Source organism: Pollutibacter soli (genome assembly GCA_029269725.1).
GTDB lineage: Bacteria > Bacteroidota > Bacteroidia > Chitinophagales > Chitinophagaceae > Pollutibacter > Pollutibacter soli.
Genome location: JARJHS010000007.1, coordinates 1 through 19,922 on the forward strand (window position 1 = coordinate 1; position 19,922 = coordinate 19,922).

Here is a 19,922-nt window from a genome sequence, read left to right on the forward strand (position 1 = left end):
TTCCTAACCTCCTTTTTATACAGCTCAATTGTGTATAAACCTATATCCAAAACTGAAAATAAAAAAAGCTGCCTCATTTTACTTTTGAGACAGCCTCATATCAAAAAACCAACTATCAGAACTAACAACGATACCAGATCAAAAGCCGCATTCGTTCTGACAACCTGCCTCACGCCTGCCTTTCCGTTAGGCAGGGCAGGCGGGTTGAGAACACACCTGCCCTGCCACCAACCATACGCTTGCTTTTCCCCATCACCTAAATCTCCTGCCTCCCATCTCCTCACTCCTGCCTGCTCATTCTACTAACCACATTAGGGTATTGTCAAAGACTTGACAATTGTCAATCTTTACAACACTGAAATCTTATATCACTAAGATGCCTCTGAAAAAAACATCAAAGAAAGCGTCGACCAGGACAAAGAAGAAGGCTGTGAAAAAATCGGCCAGGAGTGTTTCTGTAAGCACCGGTGCAAGATCGATACAGGTGAGACAGACTGTGGTTGATGATTTTGTGGTTATTCCCAAAACAAACGATGATATTTCTTTGACTGTAATCATCGGAGACATCGATCAGACCGGCTCTTCGCGCATAGAAGTAGCCGACGTTTTTCCTCCGGAACACAGGGATGGTTCTTTTTATAATTTGTCCATCGGGAAATGTAAACAACTCGATGGACAAACTCTTTTATTGATCACCAGTGTTACAGATACCAATAACAATACAAATAATAACAGGACTGAAGCGACAGTGAAACTGCATGTGGCAGAAAATGTGATTTATGTGCGCAAGATGCAATCCGACGTTGCTTCAGAAGGAGATACAGAGACGTATATTTTCAATATAAAACTGTATGCGTTTTAATCTTGCATGTACAGGATTGTTGCTCGCATGTACCATTTGTTCGTACATCGCAAAAGCGCAGAATGCAAGTGCAGATACATCGGTTAAAATCGATTTGCTCCGGGGATCCCCATCGCCTTCTTCAGTGTTGTTGAATATGTCGCCATCGGATATTGAGAAGCCTACCGATATCACCGCATTTATGTTTTCGGTAAGAACGGCCACGAATACTTTTACTGCAATCCCGAGCAACTATGCAATTGAACTCGCTCCATTCCAGTTGCTGAATAAAACAAGGCCACTGGATTCCAGGACGCTGGTAGAGAACAGGGAAAATTTCAGAAGGACGTTTGCGGTTTCCCTGGGGATTAAGCAGGTGAGCAGTAATGACAGTATTCCTAATTCAGTAGGAAAGACTCAGTTTGGATTCGGGATTGGTTTTGCAATAAAGCGTGGTGAGATTGACGCGGAATCAAAACAGGCGTTCAATAATATCTGGCAGATGCAACAGGCGCTGAATAATAATTATGCAGATATTAAGAAAGTAATTGTTGATCGTGATCCCGAATATATGGCGCTGACGCTCGCAATGACTGAGGTGGAGAAACGGAAATCAGGTTTAAGTGTATCTGAATTTGGTGAACTGATGCGACCACTTTTCCTGAAACGCCAGGAGAGAATGCAACAGATTATAAACGCTGTGAATTCCGGACAGATAGATACAGCCAGCGCGAAATCTGCCTATCTCATCATGGCCGTGGATTCGATAAAGAAAGGGATTGCTGCCGAGGTAAAAAAGATCCGGATGGAGAGAACGGGATTCAATCTTGATTTTAATGCAGGAGGCGTAGTTGATTTTTTGGATAGCCGGTTTAACAACTCGTATTTTTTTAAATCTGGTGCATGGTTAACTGGTGGTTATCATATGCCGGAGAAAAACCTTGCTGCATTATTTATCGTACGTTATTTATATACGCCGAAAACATCGCCATATAACCCCGAACATAGCCTAACGGAAATGCATAACCTGGATTTTGGTGGTCGGTTTGTTGTGACAGCGATGCAGAGGAAACTGATGGTGAGCGGCGAAGGAATATATCGTGCTGTATTAAATGAATCGGGAGCAGGTTCATGGCGTCTGATGGTCAATGCAGCATACGATATTGGAATCAATCAGAAGCTGACATTTTCCTTCGGAAGAAATTTTGATGGGACGACTTATAAGGGAGGGAATGTGATCGGCGCCATCAACCTGATTTTTGGTTTGGGCAACCAATTGATCGGTGGTGGTCGATCTGCAAAGAGCTAAATGGTTCCGGACCAATCTGTTATCGGAGGATACTCGTCCGGACTTTGAAAACAGGAATGTGTTATTTCGCTTATTTCGACAAATGGTCGTTTTCCTTCGACGAGTGAGTTGCAGGATCGTAAAAACCCGGTTAGTTTTACATCATCAAACGGAAAAATACGAGGGGCGGTTACGAGAAAGTTTGATACACGAAACACAGAAGTCTAACAGACAAACATATTAACACGGATGGTTTTAGGATAAATTCCGGCAGGCAACTGCCGGTTTTTTCATTTATAGACGATTGATAATCCGGCGGTTTGGCGTAACAAACGAAATCCAACAGATTATCTTCCAGGACGACCAGTTGGCTGATTTGAGCATGAAGGGTTGTTGGTCGGATACAGCAGTGGTGATCGTAATTTTCCCATAGCGCATTTCATTGTTTTCTATAAGGTCAACTTCGATTTTGAAGAGCCTGTCGCTGAAATCAAAAGTGCAGTTCCGCAGAAAGCCAGGGCATCGAAAGAACTGGCAAATTCATTTCCACGTTGGCCGAGCGGATCGTCAATGGCACGGGGAAGATGCAGAATCACAAACCAGATAAAAAGCATCAGGCTTAAAAGGCTTGCAACTTCCCTCACCTTTATTTTTAAAATAATAGCCATCCCTGAACCTATTAATGCAACAGCGGCGAAATAGGTCCAGAACAAGGGAGCGGGTATCCATTCGGGCACGAGTTTCATAACAAATTCTCCGTAGAGAAGATGTGTAATACCAAAGGTGATCATGGTGATGCTGAAAAATATCCTGCCAGCAGGAATGATCTTTTCGCCCCAGCTTGCTGTAGCGGAAGAGTATTTCATTTCCGTGGCCAGGAACGATCCTGCGACAACAAATGCACCTCCTGCAATCGCCAGATCTTTAAATGCACTCGTCCACATCGCCAGGTGTTTACTGTCTGGATCGGCGATTAGTTCAAATGGAATATGAATAAAGAAGAACAATACCAGCAATAACACGCCAAACATAGCAGAGATTGTTCGTGCATACTTTTCTGTTAGTATCAGGATTGCAGTCACGATCATCAGTAGCCCGAATATATAGGCCCAAATAGAAAGACCAGGAAGGTGATTTTGCCAGGCTGGAACAAATACGGGTCTGAAATCTCCAAAAACAAATTGCTGAACGCCATAAATAATGAGGGCAATAGCATAAAAAGTTCGACCGGTTGATGTTCTGAAATGCATGGCGGGCAGTGTGTTTAAATTTATGGTGACCAATCACGCTGAATTGTAAAGACTTCGTCGATGGCGTTTTTACAATTTATATAATTATTTGTTGGTGTTTCCCGGAAAACCGATGACTTTTTAATTAGTATATACAAAGGGAGAGCACGGACAAGACATTGTGGTCTGCCATAGTTGTTGGTGTTCCCTTAAGTAACTTAAATTTTGATATTCCTGGGAACTTCGGAAAACACCAGCAACGGATGATTCACACGCCTTTCCTTTAATGGTGTTTCGCCGGCAATGAAATATTCTCAACATTTGCAGAGATTGGTGAGCACCAGTAAAGCTTCGTAATCAACAAAAGATGTTGGTGTTCCGTCGAGTCGTTTACATTTTAGTGGCCTTGAGAATTCCGGAAACACCAACAACGGATGAGCATACACAAAGGCGGGCATGTATAAAACATGGTGGTCTGCAACAGTCGTTGGTGTTCCCTTAAGTAGCTTAAATTTTTATATTCCTGGGAACTTCGGAAAACACCAACAACGGATGAGTCACACGCCTTTCCTTTAATGGTGTTTCGCCGGCAATGAAATATTCTCAACATTTGCAGAGATTGGTAGTCATCAATAAAGCTTCGTAATCAACAAAAGATGTTGGTGTTCCGTCGAGTCGTTTACATTTTAGTGGCCTTGAAAATTCCGGGAAACACCAACAACGGATGGGCATACACAAAGGCGGGCATGTATAAAACATGGTGATCTGCAACAGTCGTTGATGTTCCCTTAAGTAGCTTAAATTTTGGTATTCCTGGGAACTTCGGAAAACACCAACAACGGATGAGTCACCCGCCTTTCCTTTAATGGTGTTTCGCCGGCAATGAAATATTCTCAACATTTGCAGAGATTGGTGAGCACCAGTAAAGCTTCGTAACCAACAAACGATGTTGGTGTTCCGTCGAGTCGTTTACATTTTAGTGGCCTTGAGAATTCCGGGAAACACCAACAACGGACTACAATTTTATTTCTGCGAGTTCCAACCCGACTGCCGGAAGGCAAGATCATTCACACGGCTTGATATCTCTGGCGAGAAAAGTATTCTTATCGAGTACACCAGTCGCTGTTACTTCTTTGCCCTTGAATTCATGCAGCAAATCATCATGAAACGGATTTGCATTGATTCTCCGGAGCACATATTCATGTTCGCGCGTCTGGATATACAATGCTTCATGTTGTGATTTTGTTCCGCGGGCGTAGGTTTTTTCGATTACTATTCCGCGAATGGTTTGTACGGCTGCAGGTTTATTTTTTTTCTTATCTGCTGACATAAATTTTCCAACCCAAAAGGTCTGCATCTGTTTCTTTAATGATCAGGATGCGGATGCGTTTTATTTTATCACCGGGACCGGAAGCCTCCTTGATAAATGTACGGAATTTCGCCCCGGTTTGCACGAGTGCTTTGCCTGAGCGGGAAGCTGCTTTAGCCTTGTATTGCTTTTCCTCCACTTTGTACAAACCTTTTCTATCAGGCTTTGTAAAGTCTGTCGACCGAAGCAGGAGCCTGATCTTATTTGCATTTTTTGAAGGCGTAACTCTTTGCATTTTTACAGATGACGCAATCGTATCCTCCAGCTTGATGCCTTTGTTGAAAAGATTGATACGATTATTCTGAATGGTGTTTTGTTTGATTGCTGCGCGTTTGATTTCCGGCTTAAAAACAGGAAGAACTGACGGATCTCCCATTAGATTGAACTGTGCCAGTGTCTTCAATTCATATGGATCAAGCGAAGGGCCGCTTTCAGAAAGAAACTGCTGCCGGGCCTGCAGCATCGCTCTGCCCGTCGAGGCGCCGTTTAGAATTTCCTTGACAAAATACTGCGTGACCAGGTCTGCTAACCCCTGTGAATCGACCGGACCATAAGCAATGGTACTGCTTCCCATAAATGCCAGTGCTCCCTGCAAGAGGTATTGGTTGGCGATGGCAATCTGATCTTTAATGCCCAGCCAGAGATTGTTTACCAGTTCGGCACCGTAACAACATTCCGCAGCGACGATGGTTCCAAAGCTGATTTTTCCCGGAAGCTGGTTCGTATGCAGCGCCTGTGGGTAACTGTTACCTTTCTGACCGTAAAAAGAAAAATCGTTTGAAGCACCATGACAATTATAAAAATGAGTCATCGTTTTCAGCTGAGCAGGCTTGTATGATTTTCCAGCTGGCGGAGATACTACAAGCTTATCATCATTGCCAAAAATATTGGTGACGGTTTGTTTTGTTGACTCTTTCCAGCTATCGCAGGTCACAGCAAAATAATTGCTGTATTTTTTCGCATCAACCGGTTTTGACCTGATCACATTATCAATCAGTTTGATGATATACTGCGGATCACTATCGCCCGCAATATCAGGCAGTCTTCCCACTACCCTGGATGGCCCTGTAAAGTCCTTTATGTTGGTGCTATACGGCTTATGACATGCATAGGGCAGATCTGAAGGAACTGTTACATCTTCATCGTCTGCCGGATTTTTTATTTCTATAAACGGAATAATATCCTGTGCACCGAGGATCACGATATACGCAGGAACCAGTTTACTGTACAACAGATCGATACTTTCCTTGCAGGTTTTTGCAGTAATGGTTTTTATGGGTTTGATGCCTGCTTTTTTGCAGGATGCAGCATCATCGATATAAACCAGCATCGTGTCGATTTCCAGCTTTTTATCAGCTTTGATCAATGCGGAAATTTTCTGTTCGATTTTCGTCAGGGCTTTTGCGTATTTACTGACGAGATTTTGTTTGCTGGAGATGATCAGCTTGCGGGATTTCATAATGATGGTTTTAGCAGTAATTAATATATGCTACTTTCCGCAAAGCCCTGGGTGAATTCAACGCCTCGTTGATTCTCAATTGAAGTTACGATTGTTCAAATATTTTCACCCAAACATAGTCATCACCAACAATTCCATTTTTCACGATCGCATTTTTTCTGATGGATTCAAGTGTGAAGCCATTTTTTTCCAGCGTACGCATCGACGCCTTATTTGAAGCAAATACTTCTGCATAAATGCGGATAATTTCCGGATGGCTCTGCCTGCAGATTTCCAGTATCAGTTCAATTGCCTTAGTGGTTATTCCTTTTCCCCAGAACGGTTCGCCCAGCCAGTATCCGATTTCGGCAGTATACCGGTAAATATCTTCCTTCGGTAAAATACTTATCGCGCCGGCAAACATTCCGTCGACTTCAATCACATAATGAAGATCGTCGTTATCGCTGAGGCGGGCTTTGACCCAGTTGTTTGCATCTGATTTAGTATATGGATGCGGAAAAAAATCGCGAACGGAATTCCAGATATTGATATTGTTCGCCAGCAATACCAAAGGCTTTACGTCTGATTTTGACCATTTACGCAATATTACTTCCGGCATCATCTATTTGGGTTTAACGTAAAACGTATAACGTGTAACGCAGGCTTTCGCGGATGTGATAACCTACGTAGGTGCCAGATTAAAGTAGGTTAGCTCTACATTCATAGGACGCGTTTAACGTTTAACGTAAAACGTATAACGTATAACGCAAGCTTTCGCGGAAGTGATAACCTGAATGTGTGCCAGCTTATCCAGATGTTAGTTGAACTCTCTTAGGCTTACGTTCAACGTTTAACGTTCAGCGTTAAACCTCAATATCGCCAGCTTTTCAAATCCGCTCCTTTCGGTGCCCGTTTCTGAATCTCGCTAGTCCACTTTTTAATGAACATGGAATGATAACGCAATCTTGAAATATAGTTGGGATTATCATGATCTCCGTTCCAGCAATGTTCTGCACGATCACCATAATCCACCTTGCCATCAAAAGAAGGATTTTTTAATTTTTTCAGACGCTCCTCTGTAAAATATACTGCGTTGTTGAGATAGAAATTATCCATGTCGCCACAGTAAATATGAATTTTTCCGCTGAGCTTTTTGCCAAGTGTTGACCAGTCACGCTCGAGTATGTACGACAGATCATAATGTTCTTTCCAGTATTGAGCGACAGTAGAATCGATTGCGCCGGTGAGTTTGTCGAAAATCGGTTTGGGGTAACCGTCAGTACCAACAGGAGAGTACACGGCCTGCCAGATATCCCATTGTTCGCCACTTCTCCCATTGGATCCCAGGGCCAGTTCACGATAATTCATATCCTGCACCGTAGCACTGACTTTGCCCAGGTAATCGCGCATTCCGGGACGATAAGTTTTCCGGAAATCGCTCTCCAGAAAATAAGCATTTTTATCCTTATAAAGATTGATCTGGCAATAGGCACGGAAGTCAATTGGATCGGGACAAGCGGCATAACTACCGTTGTATTCGTCAGGATAGAACACCTGAACGGCGAGGGCCTCCCATCCACCCGTGCTGCCACCATACACAAACCTCGCCCATCCCTTTCCGATGCCGCGAAACCTCTTTTCGATTTCAGGAATGAGTTCATAAGTAATTGCATCGCCGTACGGGCCATTGTTTGCTGAATTCACAGCATAGCTGTCATCGTAATACGGAGTCGGATGCTGAATTTCGATGGCAATCACTCTCGGAAAATCCGGGCCTGTCCATTGCTTGTAAAAAGCATAATTCTCTTGTTGTATAATGCTGTTATAACCGGAGATGCCAAATCTTTCACTGTAATCGGGTTTCAGACTTGTATCTGGCGGGGTCGTTCTCCAATCACCAAAATCCGACGGAAAATGTCCATGAAATATCGCGAGTGGATATTTCACATTGGGGTGTGTATCCCAGCCTTCAGGCAACAAAACGTGCGCGCCAAGGTATATCGGTCTTCCCCAGAATTCTGTCAATTTTTTACTCAATACCTTGATATGCTTGACATATTTCGAATCCTCAGGTTCTTTGATGGCAGGAATAGAATCATTGAGGTCGATAGAGATAATATTATTTCCCGATTTGCTGAAACTGATCTTTACCGGTTTTGAAAGCAGGTTACCAGGTGCCATGTTCCAGTGCTGACCTTCGCCTCTGTCCATAGGCAATTTAACGGTATGACCATCACTTCGTTTGAATGTTTCATAACGATGAAAAACTGCCTGAACAAAATAGTCACCTTCCGGCACCCCGCTCAATGACTGCAGCGGATAACCGAAATCCTTGTCATCAAAATATATTGCAAGGCCATCCGTCCATGCTGAAACATCTTTACCAAATACCAGCTGTGTTTTCGGGCCATCCTGTATCTGAAACCTGGGTTCTGGTTGATCGGTTAAGGAAAGAAGTAACAATAGTCGGCCGTCAGGATGATGTAACCCCATTGACTTATTCATACTCACTGAAAATCTTGTTTGCGCGAAAGAGGCGTAACAAATAAAACAAAACAGGAAAATCAATAAGGTTCTGTTCATGTCGAAGAATTAAATCTGTGAGTGGAAATGGCTAAGATCAAATGGTCCTTTTGATATAATTCGAATAGTCAGGGATTGCGCAGGCGTATTCATGGTACATCAATGGGGACGTCAGCAGGAAATCTGCTGTGGCCCGGTCACAAGCGAAGGGTATATTCCATGTGACAGCCAAACGCAAAAGAGCTTTTACATCAGGATCGTGCGGTTGTGCTTCCATGGGGTCCCAGAAGAAAATGAGTACGTCGATTTTTCCTTCGGCAATCAGCGCTCCTATCTGCTGATCACCACCCAATGGGCCACTCAGGAATTTTCGCACCGGCTGGCCCAGTGCATCTTCAACAAGTGTTCCTGTCGTTCCCGTTGCCAGCAGATCATGCTGGGCAAGTGCGGCTTTGTTGTATTCCGCCCAATCGATCAGGTCGCGTTTTTTATGATCGTGCGCAACAAGTGCAATGTTCTTTCGGCTGCTGATGTTTCTTACACTATCCATAAACGTGAGTATTTTGTCCGTTTCGGAAAAGGTAATAAAAAAACCGTATCCTACGGAGACACGGTTTTTTATCAAACAAAACCAACTATTTTAGGCAGAAGCCATCTCTTTAATTTTCTCGCGGATCTTTACTTCGATTTCATTTGCCAGCTCAGGATTGTCGATCAGCAATTGCTTCACCGTATCCCTTCCCTGGCCGAGCTTATCGCTGTTATAACTGAACCATGAACCGCTTTTCTGCACAATACCCAACTCAACCCCGAGATCAAGAATCTCACCTGTTTTGGAAATGCCTTCGCCGAAGATGATGTCGAATTCGGCAGAGCGGAAAGGAGGAGCTACCTTGTTTTTCACCACTTTCACTTTTACACGGTTTCCAATGGCCTCTTCTCCGTCTTTAATCTGTGCCTGGCGACGAATATCCAATCTTACAGATGAATAGAACTTCAGGGCATTACCACCCGTGGTGGTTTCCGGGTTTCCAAACATCACCCCGATTTTTTCACGAAGCTGGTTGATGAAAATACAAACGGTGTTTGTCTTGCTGATGGTCGCCGTAAGCTTACGAAGCGCCTGGCTCATCAATCTTGCCTGGAGACCCATCTTGCTGTCTCCCATTTCACCTTCCAGTTCCGCTTTTGGAACAAGAGCGGCCACAGAGTCGATGACTACTACATCCAACGCGCCCGAAAGGATCAGGCGATCGGCAATTTCCAAAGCCTGCTCACCATAATCCGGCTGAGATATTAAAAGATTATCGACATCAACACCCAGTTTCCTGGCGTAGCTGCTGTCAAAAGCATGTTCTGCATCTATAATGGCGCAGATTCCACCTTTTTTCTGAGCTTCTGCAATCACATGAGTTGCGATCGTCGTTTTACCGGAGCTTTCAGGCCCGTATATTTCAACCACACGTCCCTTAGGCAAACCGCCTATGCCTAAAGCAATGTCCAGACCAATGGAACCAGTGGAGACTACCTCTTGCTGGGTCTCACCTTTTTCGTTCATCATCATCACACTTCCCTTGCCATAGTCCTTATCGATTTTATCTAATGTAAGCTTGAGTGCCTTTAATTTTTCACTGTTGGACATGTGTATTTTTTTAGATTTTCAAAGTTATTTATTCAATAAAGGTAGGGGAATTTAATTATGCACACTAATAATTTTAGCAGTTTTTACACTAAAAATATTAGTGTTTTTCACCAAAAAAAAACCCTGTTATTGGAAAATAACAGGGTTGACATGAGAAAAACTTAAAAAATACATTCGGCTGCAACCGAAAAAAACATGCACGTAAAGTAAACACATTCTATCCAATTAAACAATAGTTTATGTATTGTATATTAAAATGGCAATTCCGTTGAGATTTTTTAAATTTGCACAAACAATATGATCATGAAACACCTGTTTATATTAGCTATATGTTTTTTGACGGGTTTGGCTATTTACGCACAGGAACCCGTACCTGCCGCAAAAGGAATTACTTATGGTGCAACGATAACGCCGGACAGTGCGATTTCGGTTAATGATATCAGTTCGAAACTGGAGAATAATGCATATACCGGGAAAGTGCAGGGAAAGGTTGTTGAAGTATGCCAGGAGAAGGGTTGCTGGATGAAAGTGGAAAAAGCGGATGGTGAAAAAATGATGGTGAAGTTTAAGGACTATGCCTATTTTATGCCGAAGAATATTGTTGGTCAGGAGGTAGTCCTTGACGGGGAAGCGAAAATCAAAGAGACTTCCGTTAAACAACTAAAACACTATGCAAAAGACGCGGGCAAGAGTGATGAAGAAATTGCAAAAATCAAAGAACCAAAGAAGGAATTGATTTTTGTTGCGAAAGGAGTGGTGGTACTTTAAGATATTTTATCAACTACAACGCCCGTGAAGGAGTGATCTTTCGCGGGTTTTTTATTTAGGGTCTGCTGATTGTTTATGTCCGTGCATGGTTTAACGTAGAACGTAGAACGTAAAACAGCCAGCCTCTGCGATATAAAGGGCCCGGGAAAACGAAATTTGTTATGACAATTTTGAAATTTTAATATTCTGGTCCAGGGATTTATCCATCATATTCGTGATAAGCATACAGGCGTCAGACCCAACATTCTTTTGTAATTCAATACAGGGATGAATTTTCATAAAAATAAGCAGGTCTTGTTTATTATCCGGAATGAAGCTCGGTTTCTTCGGATTCGATTTCGTGTACAATTTCGCGGAGCTTAGCGATGTGTCGGCCATACAATTTTCTAACATACCACTTGTTCAGAATGCCCAATACGAAAGTGCCGATTACAATCAGTATACCCCATATTAAAACTACTTTCCACCAGGGATTTTCAGGTGAGGGAAACAGGATATTTCCAGGATTGATGTATCGTGCATTCCAATAAAAGATCCATCCAAAGAATACCATGCTTATGGGAACGAGTATGGTCCCTGCAAGAAGATAGAAACCTACAAATTTTTCAAGTGTATGAATCTGGTTCCGGAGATTCTGCAAAACTTGTCCTTCGGGTGAAACCATTCTATTGAGCAAACGGTTTTTTCTATAATAATAAATTACAAAGACCAGCGCGATGACGAGCATAAACCATCCTACCTCACTCATGCGGCCTTTCCATGCGGTGAAATAAAACAGGATAGAGGCGCCATAAGTAAAGACGACCAGCCAAAGCTCGATCAGCAGGTTGCGTTTCATGATTGCTACCGGGCTTTTTGATTTGGCCGACAGCATGTTTTTCAACTGCTGCTCATCCGACAGTTCCTTTTTATGATCCTGTTGCCAGAGATCTTTCCACTCCTCAAGTTCCATATGTGGACTGTTTTAATAGTTTACGTAGTTTCTCTCTGATGCGGTTCATTTTTACCCGTAGGTTGTTCTGATTGATGCCGAGGATGTCCTCGATCTCTTCATAGTTTTTATCTTCCAGATAAAGCATAATGATTGCTCTTTCCAATTCTGATAACTGCCTGATCGCGGCATACAATTGTTGTAATCTTTCTTCTTTTTCAGAAGCATCTGACTCATCTTTTATCTCTGCAGGAAGTTCATCCGGTCCCATGTAAATCATGTGGTTTTTCTTTCTTCTTAAACCGGAGATAGCAGTATTGATGGCGATGCGATACATCCAGGTGCTGAACTTCGATTCACCACGGAAACCGGGCCAGGCTTTCCATAGCTGAATGACAATCTCCTGAAACAGATCTTCTTTGTCGCGGTTATTCAGGCAGTAGACATTACACACTTTATGGATGAGTCCTTTATGACTCTCCAGGAGCTGAAGAAATTCGGATTGTGTGTCTGATGAGCTCAAGTGTGCGAATGACCCTTTAGTCGCAGGATGAACTAAATTATTACAGAGTTACTAATTTTTAAGGTGGAACGTAAAACGTATAACGTTTAACGTAAAACTTTCAACCTTTAACTTTACACCTTAAACTGGAAATTACCTGATGAAGAAAATTTACTGGTTGCCCTATTGTACCACAAGTATTGCGATTGTAAAAGAATATGCCCTCGATCAAAAGGATTTCGTTTTCCAGGATATCAAAACCGAAAAGATAACAGAAGAGCAGATCGATGAAATGAAAGAACTCGCGGGCAGCTATGAAAAATTATTCAGCAGGCGCGCACTGAAGTTCAGGGGCTGGGGTTTACATGAAAAAGAACTTTCAGAAGAACACTACCGGCGTTATATACTCGAAGAATATACCTTTCTGAGAAGGCCGGTAATTATCTATAACGACCAGGTATATATTGGAATGGATAAGAGACTGAAAAAAGTAAAATGGTGAACTGCCAGGCAATAGACTCTAGTGATTTGAACCACATAGATAACATAGATTGCATAGGCACATAGAAATTAAACTATGTGCCTATGTTCCTAATGTGGTCTATGTGGTTCAAAAAATATTGAAAGTAACGGGAAGGAAGAACAGCATCTGATGATTGAACCACATAGGTAACATAGATTGCATAGGCATATAGAAATTAAACTATGTGCCTATGTTCCTAATGTGGTCTATGTGGTTCAAAAAATAGCGAACGTACAACATCTACTGTCTGCTGTCTACTGTCTATTGCTTGGCTACACTATCCTCAGCTTCGCATAATTCAACATGATCTTCTTCTCTCCATTCAGATCAAACCTGATGGTAGCGATCGGATTATGTGCAGCGCCTTCGAGTTTTAGTATTTCTCCAAACCCGAATTTCTGATGTTCGATGCGCTGACCTTCCTGCAGATCGCCAGTTGCACTTGCAGTAAAATTGGCTGATGGAGTATGCTCGACAGGTTTAGGATTGGGTTTCAATCCAAGTCCGGATACGCTTTTTCCTGAACTGCCGGCATTTCCCTTTTTCCAATTGTTTTCACTATAGGAATTGCCAAAACCATCAGAGCCATTGCCCCATCCTCTCATTCTTTCTGCAGCTGAACTGGCGCCGAAACCCTGGTTTTTTACACCACCTCCGGCAAAGCTCCGGTCAAGGTATTCTGAAGGCAACTCTTCAATAAAACGACTGGGTTCATTCTGCACCACCTGCCCGAATTTATAGCGTGTATTAGCATAGGTTATCCATAAACGCTTACGTGCCCTTGTAATAACGACATAGAATAACCGACGTTCTTCTTCCAGTTCTTCCCTGGTATTTATGCTTAGTGCACTGGGGAAAAGCATTTCTTCCAGACCAGCAGCAAATACGCAGGAGAATTCCAGGCCTTTGGCTGCGTGAATGGTCATCAGTTTTACCGTGTCTGCATTCGCATCTTTTTCATCTGCATCGGTCAGCAACGTGATCTGTTGCAGATAAGCAGCGAGCGTTGTAGTGGATGATACTGCGGGATTTGCCGGCACATCAGGGGTACCTTGCTGAAACTGGATTTCACCAGCATTGGTTACAGGAACAAGGTTGATCTCAGGTGTATCCAGCAACACACCATCTTCATCGATCTGTGCACGGTTCTGCTGATCATCCACCCACATTTTGATTGAGTTCAACAGCTCCTGGATATTCTCATATCGCTGAACACCTTCGGTACTCTTATCATTAAATAATTCCTTAACAAGACCAGTTTGCTTTCCCACATGAAATGCAACATCATATGCATTTTTTGTTTTCAGCATACTTGCGAAACTTTTGATCATCGTTACAAAAGCCTCGAGTGCTTCAGCAGTGGACGATTTAAATCCGTTATTTCTCGCGTTCACCATCACTTCCCACATGCTGATATCCTGCTCATTGGCATGCAGAATGATTTTATCAATCGTGGTTTTTCCAATACCTCTTACAGGATAATTGATGATGCGTTTTAAAGCTTCTTCATCTTTTGGATTGACAAGTATGCGCAGGTATGCAACAAGGTCTTTTATTTCTTTTCGCTGGTAGAAGCTGATGCCGCCATACATCGTGTATGGGATATTCATTCTTCTTAACGCTTCCTCAAAAGCACGGCTCTGTGCATTGGTGCGATATAAAATTGCGAAGTCTCTGTTGAAATAATGATTCCTGAGCTTTTGTTCCTGGATGGTATCCGCAACAAATTTTCCCTCATCATTATCCGTCATCGTACGTACCAGCCGGATGTTTTCACCGGAACCATTTTCCGTCCAGAGTGATTTTGGTATCTGGTTTTTATTATTGCTGATTACCTTATTCGCGACCTGCAGGATCTGTTCGGTACTGCGGTAATTCTGTTCCAGCTTTACCACTTTCACTTCTTCATAATCCTTTTGAAACTGGAGAATATTTTCAATGGTGGCACCTCTGAAGGAATAGATTGACTGTGCATCATCTCCCACCACACAAACATTTTCGTGAGCGGCGCCGAGTAATTTGATGATCTCATACTGGGCGGGATTCGTATCCTGGTACTCATCAATCAGAATGTATCTGAATTTGTGCTGGTACTTATGAAGACTGTCGGGAAAGTTTTTCAGCAATTCATAGAATTTCAGGAGCAGGTCATCAAAATCCATTGCGCCATTTTTAAAACAGCGCTTCACATAGGCCTCATAAATTTTTGCAATGGCTGGTCTGTTTGATCGTTGATCTTCCTGCTGCAGGTAGGTATCTGCTGCATATTCCTGCGGTCCGATCAATGCATTTTTTGCAGAAGAAATTCTATTGTATACTGTCGCCGGTTTGTAATGTTTATCATCCAAACCCAACTCATTGATCACTGTCTTCACAACGCTTTTTGCGTCTTCAGTATCATAAATCGTAAAATGATTCGGAAATCCGAGACGATGAGCTTCAGCTCTGAGTATCCTCGCGAATACCGAGTGAAAAGTGCCTATATACAGGTTGCGTGCTTCCTGGTTGCCAAGAATTTTTTCGACCCTTTCTTTCATTTCTCTCGCCGCCTTATTGGTAAAGGTCAAAGCGAGTATCCGGAATGAATCTACTCCATTCGCCATCAGGTGTGCGATGCGCGTGGTAAGTACTTTGGTTTTACCACTGCCGGCGCCGGCAATAATCATCAATGGCCCCTCTAAGTGCAATACTGCTTCACGCTGCCTCTCATTCAACTCTGCCAGGTAATTATTCATCCGTGCAAGTTAAGCCCTATTCCTGAGCGGGAAAAAATCTGCCATAGCTAAGGGTAATTATCAGAGAAATAAAATTTCGTTTTTCCCCATTTTTTATGTGGGAGTTAACCGTGTATTTAGGAATTATGATGTATTAAAACAGTTAGTTTAGCATTTCAATCCAGATAAATGAAAAAAATTACATTGATATTCACACTGCTTGTTGCAGGCCTTGGTGTTGCTGCACAACAAAAAGCGGACGGGCCATATATAAGTTCGCAGATTGAGAAGGGAGCGCCTTATACATTGGTTTTGCTTACGGCGTCAGGTGGTCAGCCGCCAAAAGATTCTGCTATGACCTGGCATACCCAACACCTGCAAAATCTTTTTCAGCTGCATCTCGATAAAAAAATATCGGTTTTTGGGCCGGTAACTGCCGAGAACCCGGATGGTTTAAGTGGTATTATCATTTTCAACAGCTCAGACGAAAACGAAATCAAGAAATGGCTGGGCAACGATCCGATGATTTCTAAAGGAATTATGCTGATGAAATTTTACAAATGGTTCAGTATCCCCGGGCAGACGCTTCTGAATACAAAGTAAGAAGTGGGTAAGGAAGTAAAACGTTCAACGTAAAACGTAAGTACCCGCGGTTACGGAGCCAATCCGGGGTGATAATTATTTTATTTTAGATCAGAAGTACATGGCTGGCAATTTTCGTTAAAGACAAAATTCAACACAATTAAAATCGGTATTGAAATCAAATGACTTTCGTTTGTTAGTAAAAATGTAGGGACGCCATACATGGCGTCCCTACATTTTTGCAGGATGATTTATTTCATCTAAAAAATATAAACTAACAACCCGGCCTGCAGGCGGCCACAAACAGGATGCTCCTACCGGAGCATCAATGAACCTGCTATCGCAATCAGAGATGGATTTGGCGTTCGCGGAGATTAACCTATAACCTAACACGTAAAACCTCTCACCTGTTATATTTATTTCGTATACAAAGGCGTTCTCTTCAGCAAATACTCCATCGCATTTCTATATGCATTCTGGCCATCCCAGAAAGATTTTCTTTGCTGATTGAAAACACTATTGCCTTTATCATCGTAAATACTCAGGTTAAACCGCGTAGAATAATTCTGTTCGGTGGTTGAGGTGGAAGTTTTAGTGGTATTATAATCAGTATTGTTTTTCTTCGGATCGTTTTTGGTAGTGGTATTGTATTGTGTGTTGGAAGTGCTGGTCTGGTTTTCCTGATCCAACGTAACCAATCCTTCTACAAGGTATTCTGCACCTACAATATCACCGAGCTCATCCATAGTATAATTTCTGACTGTTTCCCGATTGATGCCCGCTTTGGCCAATATGGCATTTGTTGTCCGCGGATCCAGTATCGTTTTACCAGCCGTATGAGATGACATATAATTATATACCTCGTTCTGAATTTTAAACGTGATCTCTTCAGAAGTGTTTTGTCCATCGCGGATCATAATAATGGGAAGTATAGCGACCTTATTTTTTCTTTCTGCTGCCGTTGTTGTAGTGAGTGAAGCTGCTGACGCGGGTGCTGCTGCGGTAGCAGGAGCAGGAGAAGAAGAAGCTGAACCTGGTTTAGTGATCACTTCTATTCTGCCGCTTCCAAATTTTATCTTGAAAATTTCTGATTTTTTCAGCGTGTAGGTAACTGTTTCCCCCGGGTAGGAAAATTTAATCACGTCATCGCCTACTTCCAATATTTTTACTGTCAGTTCATCGCCGTTCAGTTTTTCTATAATGTCATTCTTCGTTTCCGTCTGAGAAAATACAAACGGCACCGCACACAAAAACATCAGAGTAAAAAACATCTTTTTCATATACCTGAATTGAGAACCGAAATTTATATCATTTAAATCACTTATGTGAAATCGTTAAACCCTTTCATTACTTTTTATTAAAACAACCAACAGTGATTAACAGGGCATCACTATAATATTTTCATCAGTCGTTCCATTTTATCGACATCGTTTTTCAAAAACTTTGGTGCATTCAACCGGTAGCCAATAAAAAACTGAAATGCAAGACGTGATTCATCAGTAACTACAACGGAACGCTGCTGCTTATAGCTTGTGACAAAACCCTGGGAATAAAATCCCGCAAAAAAGCGCTCAGCATTGTATCCCATACCGATAAGACCATCGATCCTGAAAATGCCGTTGGTTTGATGACTAACCTGTTTTTCAGTTTCGGTTTCACTGGTGATTCTCGAGAAAAGAACACCTCCACCGGGCGTAGCGCCGATGCCAATATAAAAGGTCTTTTTAAGAACAAAGGTGTAGTAGTACCCTGCAGACAATGTCAGCTCCAGGTTGGAAGATTTTTGCCGGATGTCCGATGGACGATTCCGTGGTGTTTTATCTTTTCCCATATAGTACCTGTAATTCAATGGAACGACAAAAGTGCCTGCACTTTTTAACTGCCTTTCAGACTGTGTAGCCAGCGCGTTGACGGAATAGTTTTCATTCGCTTTATACGCTGTTACTCCCTCAAAGTTTAATATCGAAAGATCAGGGAACTGGATAAAAGGCTGACCATCCTTCCAATTCGGAACATACTCATTGGTATTGTTCAGGTAATACCCCTTTGTTTTTTGCCAGGCAAAATGTTGCGACCAGTTAGAGAAATTGAATCCAAATCCAAATCCATTACTTTTTGACTTTCCACGGATAGTATCATTGTCGTTACCAGGTAAAAACTTGAGGGTAAAGGACAGACTGATCGTAATAAATTTATAGTTGAAGGCCAGTCGGCTAATGCTTTTCGTGTTGGGTTCCAATTCAATCTTTGAATTGGGACTATGCACTGTAAAGGCGTCCACATCGGAGCTCTGCGTGAACTTCAGCGTTACATACTTATTCATCGGCTCGATGAATTCCAGACTACGTTTTTTTTCGAGAGAATCTTTTTCCTGCCCGGTGACACACAGGTGAATGAGCGAGAAACTGAAAATTGTCAACAGCAGTTTTTCCAGAAATACAGTTTTTTGTAAATATATAGGCTTTAACGTAAAACGTTTAACGTAGAACGTAAAACGTAAGACGGCGGCACGCTACGAATACAACGAACAACGAAGAACGAACAACGATCAAAAAAAGAATAGGAAAATACCTGCCGATTGCTTAAATTAAGAAAGCTAAATCCCCTTTTATGCAACACCTTTTTATCACCGGGGCAACCGGTGTGCTTGGCCGGGCTACAGCCCTCCATTTTCTCCGGAAGGGTTGTAAAGTAACAGGACTGGTACGCAATCCTGATAAAGCAGTCGATCTTATCAGTGAAGGCATGAAACCTTTTGTTGGGGATTTATCGACGCTGGTCCCCGACAGATTGATGTTCGACGATATTGAAGTGGTAATGATTGCATCTCATTCCTTAATCGGAAGGGGGAAAAATGCATCTGTGATTATTGATGATAAAGCCGTGCGAATGCTCGTTGATGTCGCAAAGCAGGCTGGTGTAAAACAATTTATTTATACCTCGATTCATGGTGTTTCACATGATCATCCGGTGGATTTTTTCAGAACAAAATTTCATATTGAAGAGTATCTCAGGATAAGCGGAATAAATTATACCATTCTTCGCCTTTCTGCATTTATGGAATGGCATGCCTACAATCTGCTGGGTAAACAGATTCTTGAAAAAGGAAAAGCGATCATCCTGGGTAATGGTGAAAACAAAAATAATTTTATTGCTGTCCGCGATGTTGTAACCGCATTGAACCAGATTACCGGCAATGCGTGGTATTTCAATAAAACTATTTCTATTTCAGGTCCGGAAAATCTATCTAAGAATGAAGTGGCGGAAGAGTTCGGTCGTTCGATAGGGATAGTACCGAGGGTGTCGCATGTTCCTGAAACTGCATTAAAAATTCTTTCTGCTGTTTTTAAACCATTTCATCCAGGTATATCGCGTGTGATGAAACTGAGTCTCCAAAACGAACATTCCAATCAAAGTCGTGATGAAAACGAAACCATCACGCAGTTCGGAATGCCACCTACCTATCTAAAAACATTTGTTCAATCTCTTCTCGATGAGCGGGACCCGGAGTATAGGAAAAAGCAGATGCCGATGAAGGTTTTTTCGTAGTACGCTATTGAAATGTTCCATAA

The 19,922-nt window shown here is 42.3% G+C and carries 18 protein-coding genes; 6 read left to right on the forward strand and 12 right to left on the reverse strand.

All coding sequences use genetic code 11. The features are described from left to right. The first annotated feature begins 376 nt into the window (after nucleotides 1–376). Both P2W82_RS16780 and P2W82_RS16785 read left to right on the forward strand, forming a co-directional pair. Nucleotides 377–862, forward strand: coding sequence for a hypothetical protein (locus P2W82_RS16780; protein WP_336517071.1), 486 nt, complete (start codon nucleotides 377–379; stop codon nucleotides 860–862). Beyond that, a complete protein-coding gene (locus tag P2W82_RS16785) occupies nucleotides 852–2,150 on the forward strand; it encodes a hypothetical protein (RefSeq protein WP_336517072.1) in 1,299 nt (432 codons plus the stop codon). The genes P2W82_RS16780 and P2W82_RS16785 overlap by 11 nt, the downstream gene beginning before the upstream one ends. 428 nt (nucleotides 2,151–2,578) lie before the next feature. On the opposite strand, the gene P2W82_RS16790 is transcribed toward P2W82_RS16785, so the two are convergent. The 7 genes from P2W82_RS16790 to recA all read right to left on the reverse strand — a co-directional run bounded on the left by P2W82_RS16790 (nucleotide 2,579) and on the right by recA (nucleotide 10,330). Then, nucleotides 2,579–3,379: a DoxX family protein gene (locus P2W82_RS16790; protein ID WP_336517073.1), complete on the reverse strand. Its 801-nt coding sequence runs from the start codon at nucleotides 3,377–3,379 to the stop codon at nucleotides 2,579–2,581. A gap of 1,042 nt (nucleotides 3,380–4,421) precedes the next feature. Then, nucleotides 4,422–4,688, reverse strand: coding sequence for a hypothetical protein (locus P2W82_RS16795; RefSeq protein ID WP_336517074.1), 267 nt, complete (start codon nucleotides 4,686–4,688; stop codon nucleotides 4,422–4,424). After that, on the reverse strand, nucleotides 4,675–6,186 hold the full coding sequence (locus tag P2W82_RS16800; RefSeq protein WP_336517075.1) for a hypothetical protein: 1,512 nt from the start codon (nucleotides 6,184–6,186) through the stop codon (nucleotides 4,675–4,677). The genes P2W82_RS16795 and P2W82_RS16800 overlap by 14 nt, the downstream gene beginning before the upstream one ends. An 85-nt stretch (nucleotides 6,187–6,271) precedes the next feature. Beyond that, nucleotides 6,272–6,787: a GNAT family N-acetyltransferase gene (locus tag P2W82_RS16805; RefSeq protein WP_336517076.1), complete on the reverse strand. Its 516-nt coding sequence runs from the start codon at nucleotides 6,785–6,787 to the stop codon at nucleotides 6,272–6,274. 248 nt (nucleotides 6,788–7,035) lie between these two features. After that, nucleotides 7,036–8,748 carry an alpha/beta hydrolase gene (locus tag P2W82_RS16810; RefSeq protein ID WP_336517077.1) on the reverse strand — a complete coding sequence of 571 codons (1,713 nt, stop codon included), beginning with the start codon at nucleotides 8,746–8,748 and terminating at the stop codon, nucleotides 7,036–7,038. A gap of 37 nt (nucleotides 8,749–8,785) precedes the next feature. Beyond that, nucleotides 8,786–9,238: a methylglyoxal synthase gene (locus P2W82_RS16815; RefSeq protein ID WP_336517078.1), complete on the reverse strand. Its 453-nt coding sequence runs from the start codon at nucleotides 9,236–9,238 to the stop codon at nucleotides 8,786–8,788. A gap of 90 nt (nucleotides 9,239–9,328) precedes the next feature. Beyond that, the gene (recA, locus tag P2W82_RS16820; protein WP_336517079.1) at nucleotides 9,329–10,330 is read right to left on the reverse strand and encodes a recombinase RecA; all 1,002 of its coding nucleotides are present in this window, start codon (nucleotides 10,328–10,330) and stop codon (nucleotides 9,329–9,331) included. Nucleotides 10,331–10,633: 303 nt separating this feature from the next. On the opposite strand from recA, the gene P2W82_RS16825 reads away from it, so the two are divergent. Next, nucleotides 10,634–11,098, forward strand: coding sequence for a DUF4920 domain-containing protein (locus P2W82_RS16825; protein ID WP_336517080.1), 465 nt, complete (start codon nucleotides 10,634–10,636; stop codon nucleotides 11,096–11,098). 301 nt (nucleotides 11,099–11,399) lie between these two features. Here the strand turns inward: P2W82_RS16825 and P2W82_RS16830 are convergent, their stop codons facing one another. Both P2W82_RS16830 and P2W82_RS16835 read right to left on the reverse strand, forming a co-directional pair. Next, nucleotides 11,400–12,050 (reverse strand): hypothetical protein, encoded by a 651-nt coding sequence (locus P2W82_RS16830; RefSeq protein ID WP_336517081.1) that lies wholly within the window; start codon nucleotides 12,048–12,050, stop codon nucleotides 11,400–11,402. Next, complete coding sequence (locus P2W82_RS16835; protein WP_336517082.1) at nucleotides 12,040–12,552, reverse strand: RNA polymerase sigma factor; 513 nt, start codon at nucleotides 12,550–12,552, stop codon at nucleotides 12,040–12,042. The genes P2W82_RS16830 and P2W82_RS16835 overlap by 11 nt, the downstream gene beginning before the upstream one ends. A 139-nt stretch (nucleotides 12,553–12,691) precedes the next feature. Here P2W82_RS16835 and P2W82_RS16840 point away from each other — a divergent pair, with 139 nt between their 5' ends. Then, entirely contained in the window at nucleotides 12,692–13,033 is a 342-nt protein-coding gene (locus P2W82_RS16840) for an arsenate reductase family protein (RefSeq protein ID WP_336517083.1), read from the forward strand. 293 nt (nucleotides 13,034–13,326) lie between these two features. On the opposite strand, the gene P2W82_RS16845 is transcribed toward P2W82_RS16840, so the two are convergent. Next, nucleotides 13,327–15,789 carry an ATP-dependent helicase gene (locus P2W82_RS16845; protein ID WP_336517084.1) on the reverse strand — a complete coding sequence of 821 codons (2,463 nt, stop codon included), beginning with the start codon at nucleotides 15,787–15,789 and terminating at the stop codon, nucleotides 13,327–13,329. 168 nt (nucleotides 15,790–15,957) lie between these two features. Between P2W82_RS16845 and P2W82_RS16850 the strand changes: the two genes are divergently transcribed. Continuing rightward, the gene (locus P2W82_RS16850) at nucleotides 15,958–16,371 is read left to right on the forward strand and encodes a YciI family protein (protein ID WP_336517085.1); all 414 of its coding nucleotides are present in this window, start codon (nucleotides 15,958–15,960) and stop codon (nucleotides 16,369–16,371) included. Nucleotides 16,372–16,766: 395 nt separating this feature from the next. Here P2W82_RS16850 and P2W82_RS16855 read toward each other — a convergent pair whose 3' ends face one another. Together P2W82_RS16855 and P2W82_RS16860 are read right to left on the reverse strand one after the other, a co-directional pair. Then, nucleotides 16,767–17,630, reverse strand: coding sequence for a hypothetical protein (locus tag P2W82_RS16855; RefSeq protein WP_336517086.1), 864 nt, complete (start codon nucleotides 17,628–17,630; stop codon nucleotides 16,767–16,769). Between the two features lie 110 nt (nucleotides 17,631–17,740). After that, nucleotides 17,741–18,769 (reverse strand): DUF4421 family protein, encoded by a 1,029-nt coding sequence (locus P2W82_RS16860; protein ID WP_336517087.1) that lies wholly within the window; start codon nucleotides 18,767–18,769, stop codon nucleotides 17,741–17,743. 191 nt (nucleotides 18,770–18,960) lie between these two features. Between P2W82_RS16860 and P2W82_RS16865 the strand changes: the two genes are divergently transcribed. Further along, a complete protein-coding gene (locus P2W82_RS16865; protein WP_336517088.1) occupies nucleotides 18,961–19,899 on the forward strand; it encodes an SDR family oxidoreductase in 939 nt (312 codons plus the stop codon). Nucleotides 19,900–19,922 lie beyond the last annotated feature (23 nt).

Excerpts from the sequence above, each read along its gene's own strand:
- P2W82_RS16850 (WP_336517085.1), top strand. The coding sequence starts at position 15,958 with ATGAAAAAAATTACATTGATATTCACACTGCTTGTTGCAGGCCTTGGT.
- P2W82_RS16840 (WP_336517083.1), top strand. The coding sequence starts at position 12,692 with ATGAAGAAAATTTACTGGTTGCCCTATTGTACCACAAGTATTGCGATT.
- P2W82_RS16795 (WP_336517074.1), bottom strand. The coding sequence starts at position 4,688 with ATGTCAGCAGATAAGAAAAAAAATAAACCTGCAGCCGTACAAACCATT.
- P2W82_RS16830 (WP_336517081.1), bottom strand. The coding sequence starts at position 12,050 with ATGGAACTTGAGGAGTGGAAAGATCTCTGGCAACAGGATCATAAAAAG.
- P2W82_RS16790 (WP_336517073.1), bottom strand. The coding sequence starts at position 3,379 with ATGCATTTCAGAACATCAACCGGTCGAACTTTTTATGCTATTGCCCTC.
- P2W82_RS16785 (WP_336517072.1), top strand. The coding sequence starts at position 852 with ATGCGTTTTAATCTTGCATGTACAGGATTGTTGCTCGCATGTACCATT.
- P2W82_RS16815 (WP_336517078.1), bottom strand. The coding sequence starts at position 9,238 with ATGGATAGTGTAAGAAACATCAGCAGCCGAAAGAACATTGCACTTGTT.
- P2W82_RS16780 (WP_336517071.1), top strand. The coding sequence starts at position 377 with ATGCCTCTGAAAAAAACATCAAAGAAAGCGTCGACCAGGACAAAGAAG.
- P2W82_RS16845 (WP_336517084.1), bottom strand. The coding sequence starts at position 15,789 with ATGAATAATTACCTGGCAGAGTTGAATGAGAGGCAGCGTGAAGCAGTA.
- P2W82_RS16855 (WP_336517086.1), bottom strand. The coding sequence starts at position 17,630 with ATGAAAAAGATGTTTTTTACTCTGATGTTTTTGTGTGCGGTGCCGTTT.
- P2W82_RS16800 (WP_336517075.1), bottom strand. The coding sequence starts at position 6,186 with ATGAAATCCCGCAAGCTGATCATCTCCAGCAAACAAAATCTCGTCAGT.
- P2W82_RS16825 (WP_336517080.1), top strand. The coding sequence starts at position 10,634 with ATGAAACACCTGTTTATATTAGCTATATGTTTTTTGACGGGTTTGGCT.
- P2W82_RS16805 (WP_336517076.1), bottom strand. The coding sequence starts at position 6,787 with ATGATGCCGGAAGTAATATTGCGTAAATGGTCAAAATCAGACGTAAAG.
- recA (WP_336517079.1), bottom strand. The coding sequence starts at position 10,330 with ATGTCCAACAGTGAAAAATTAAAGGCACTCAAGCTTACATTAGATAAA.
- P2W82_RS16865 (WP_336517088.1), top strand. The coding sequence starts at position 18,961 with ATGCAACACCTTTTTATCACCGGGGCAACCGGTGTGCTTGGCCGGGCT.
- P2W82_RS16810 (WP_336517077.1), bottom strand. The coding sequence starts at position 8,748 with ATGAACAGAACCTTATTGATTTTCCTGTTTTGTTTTATTTGTTACGCC.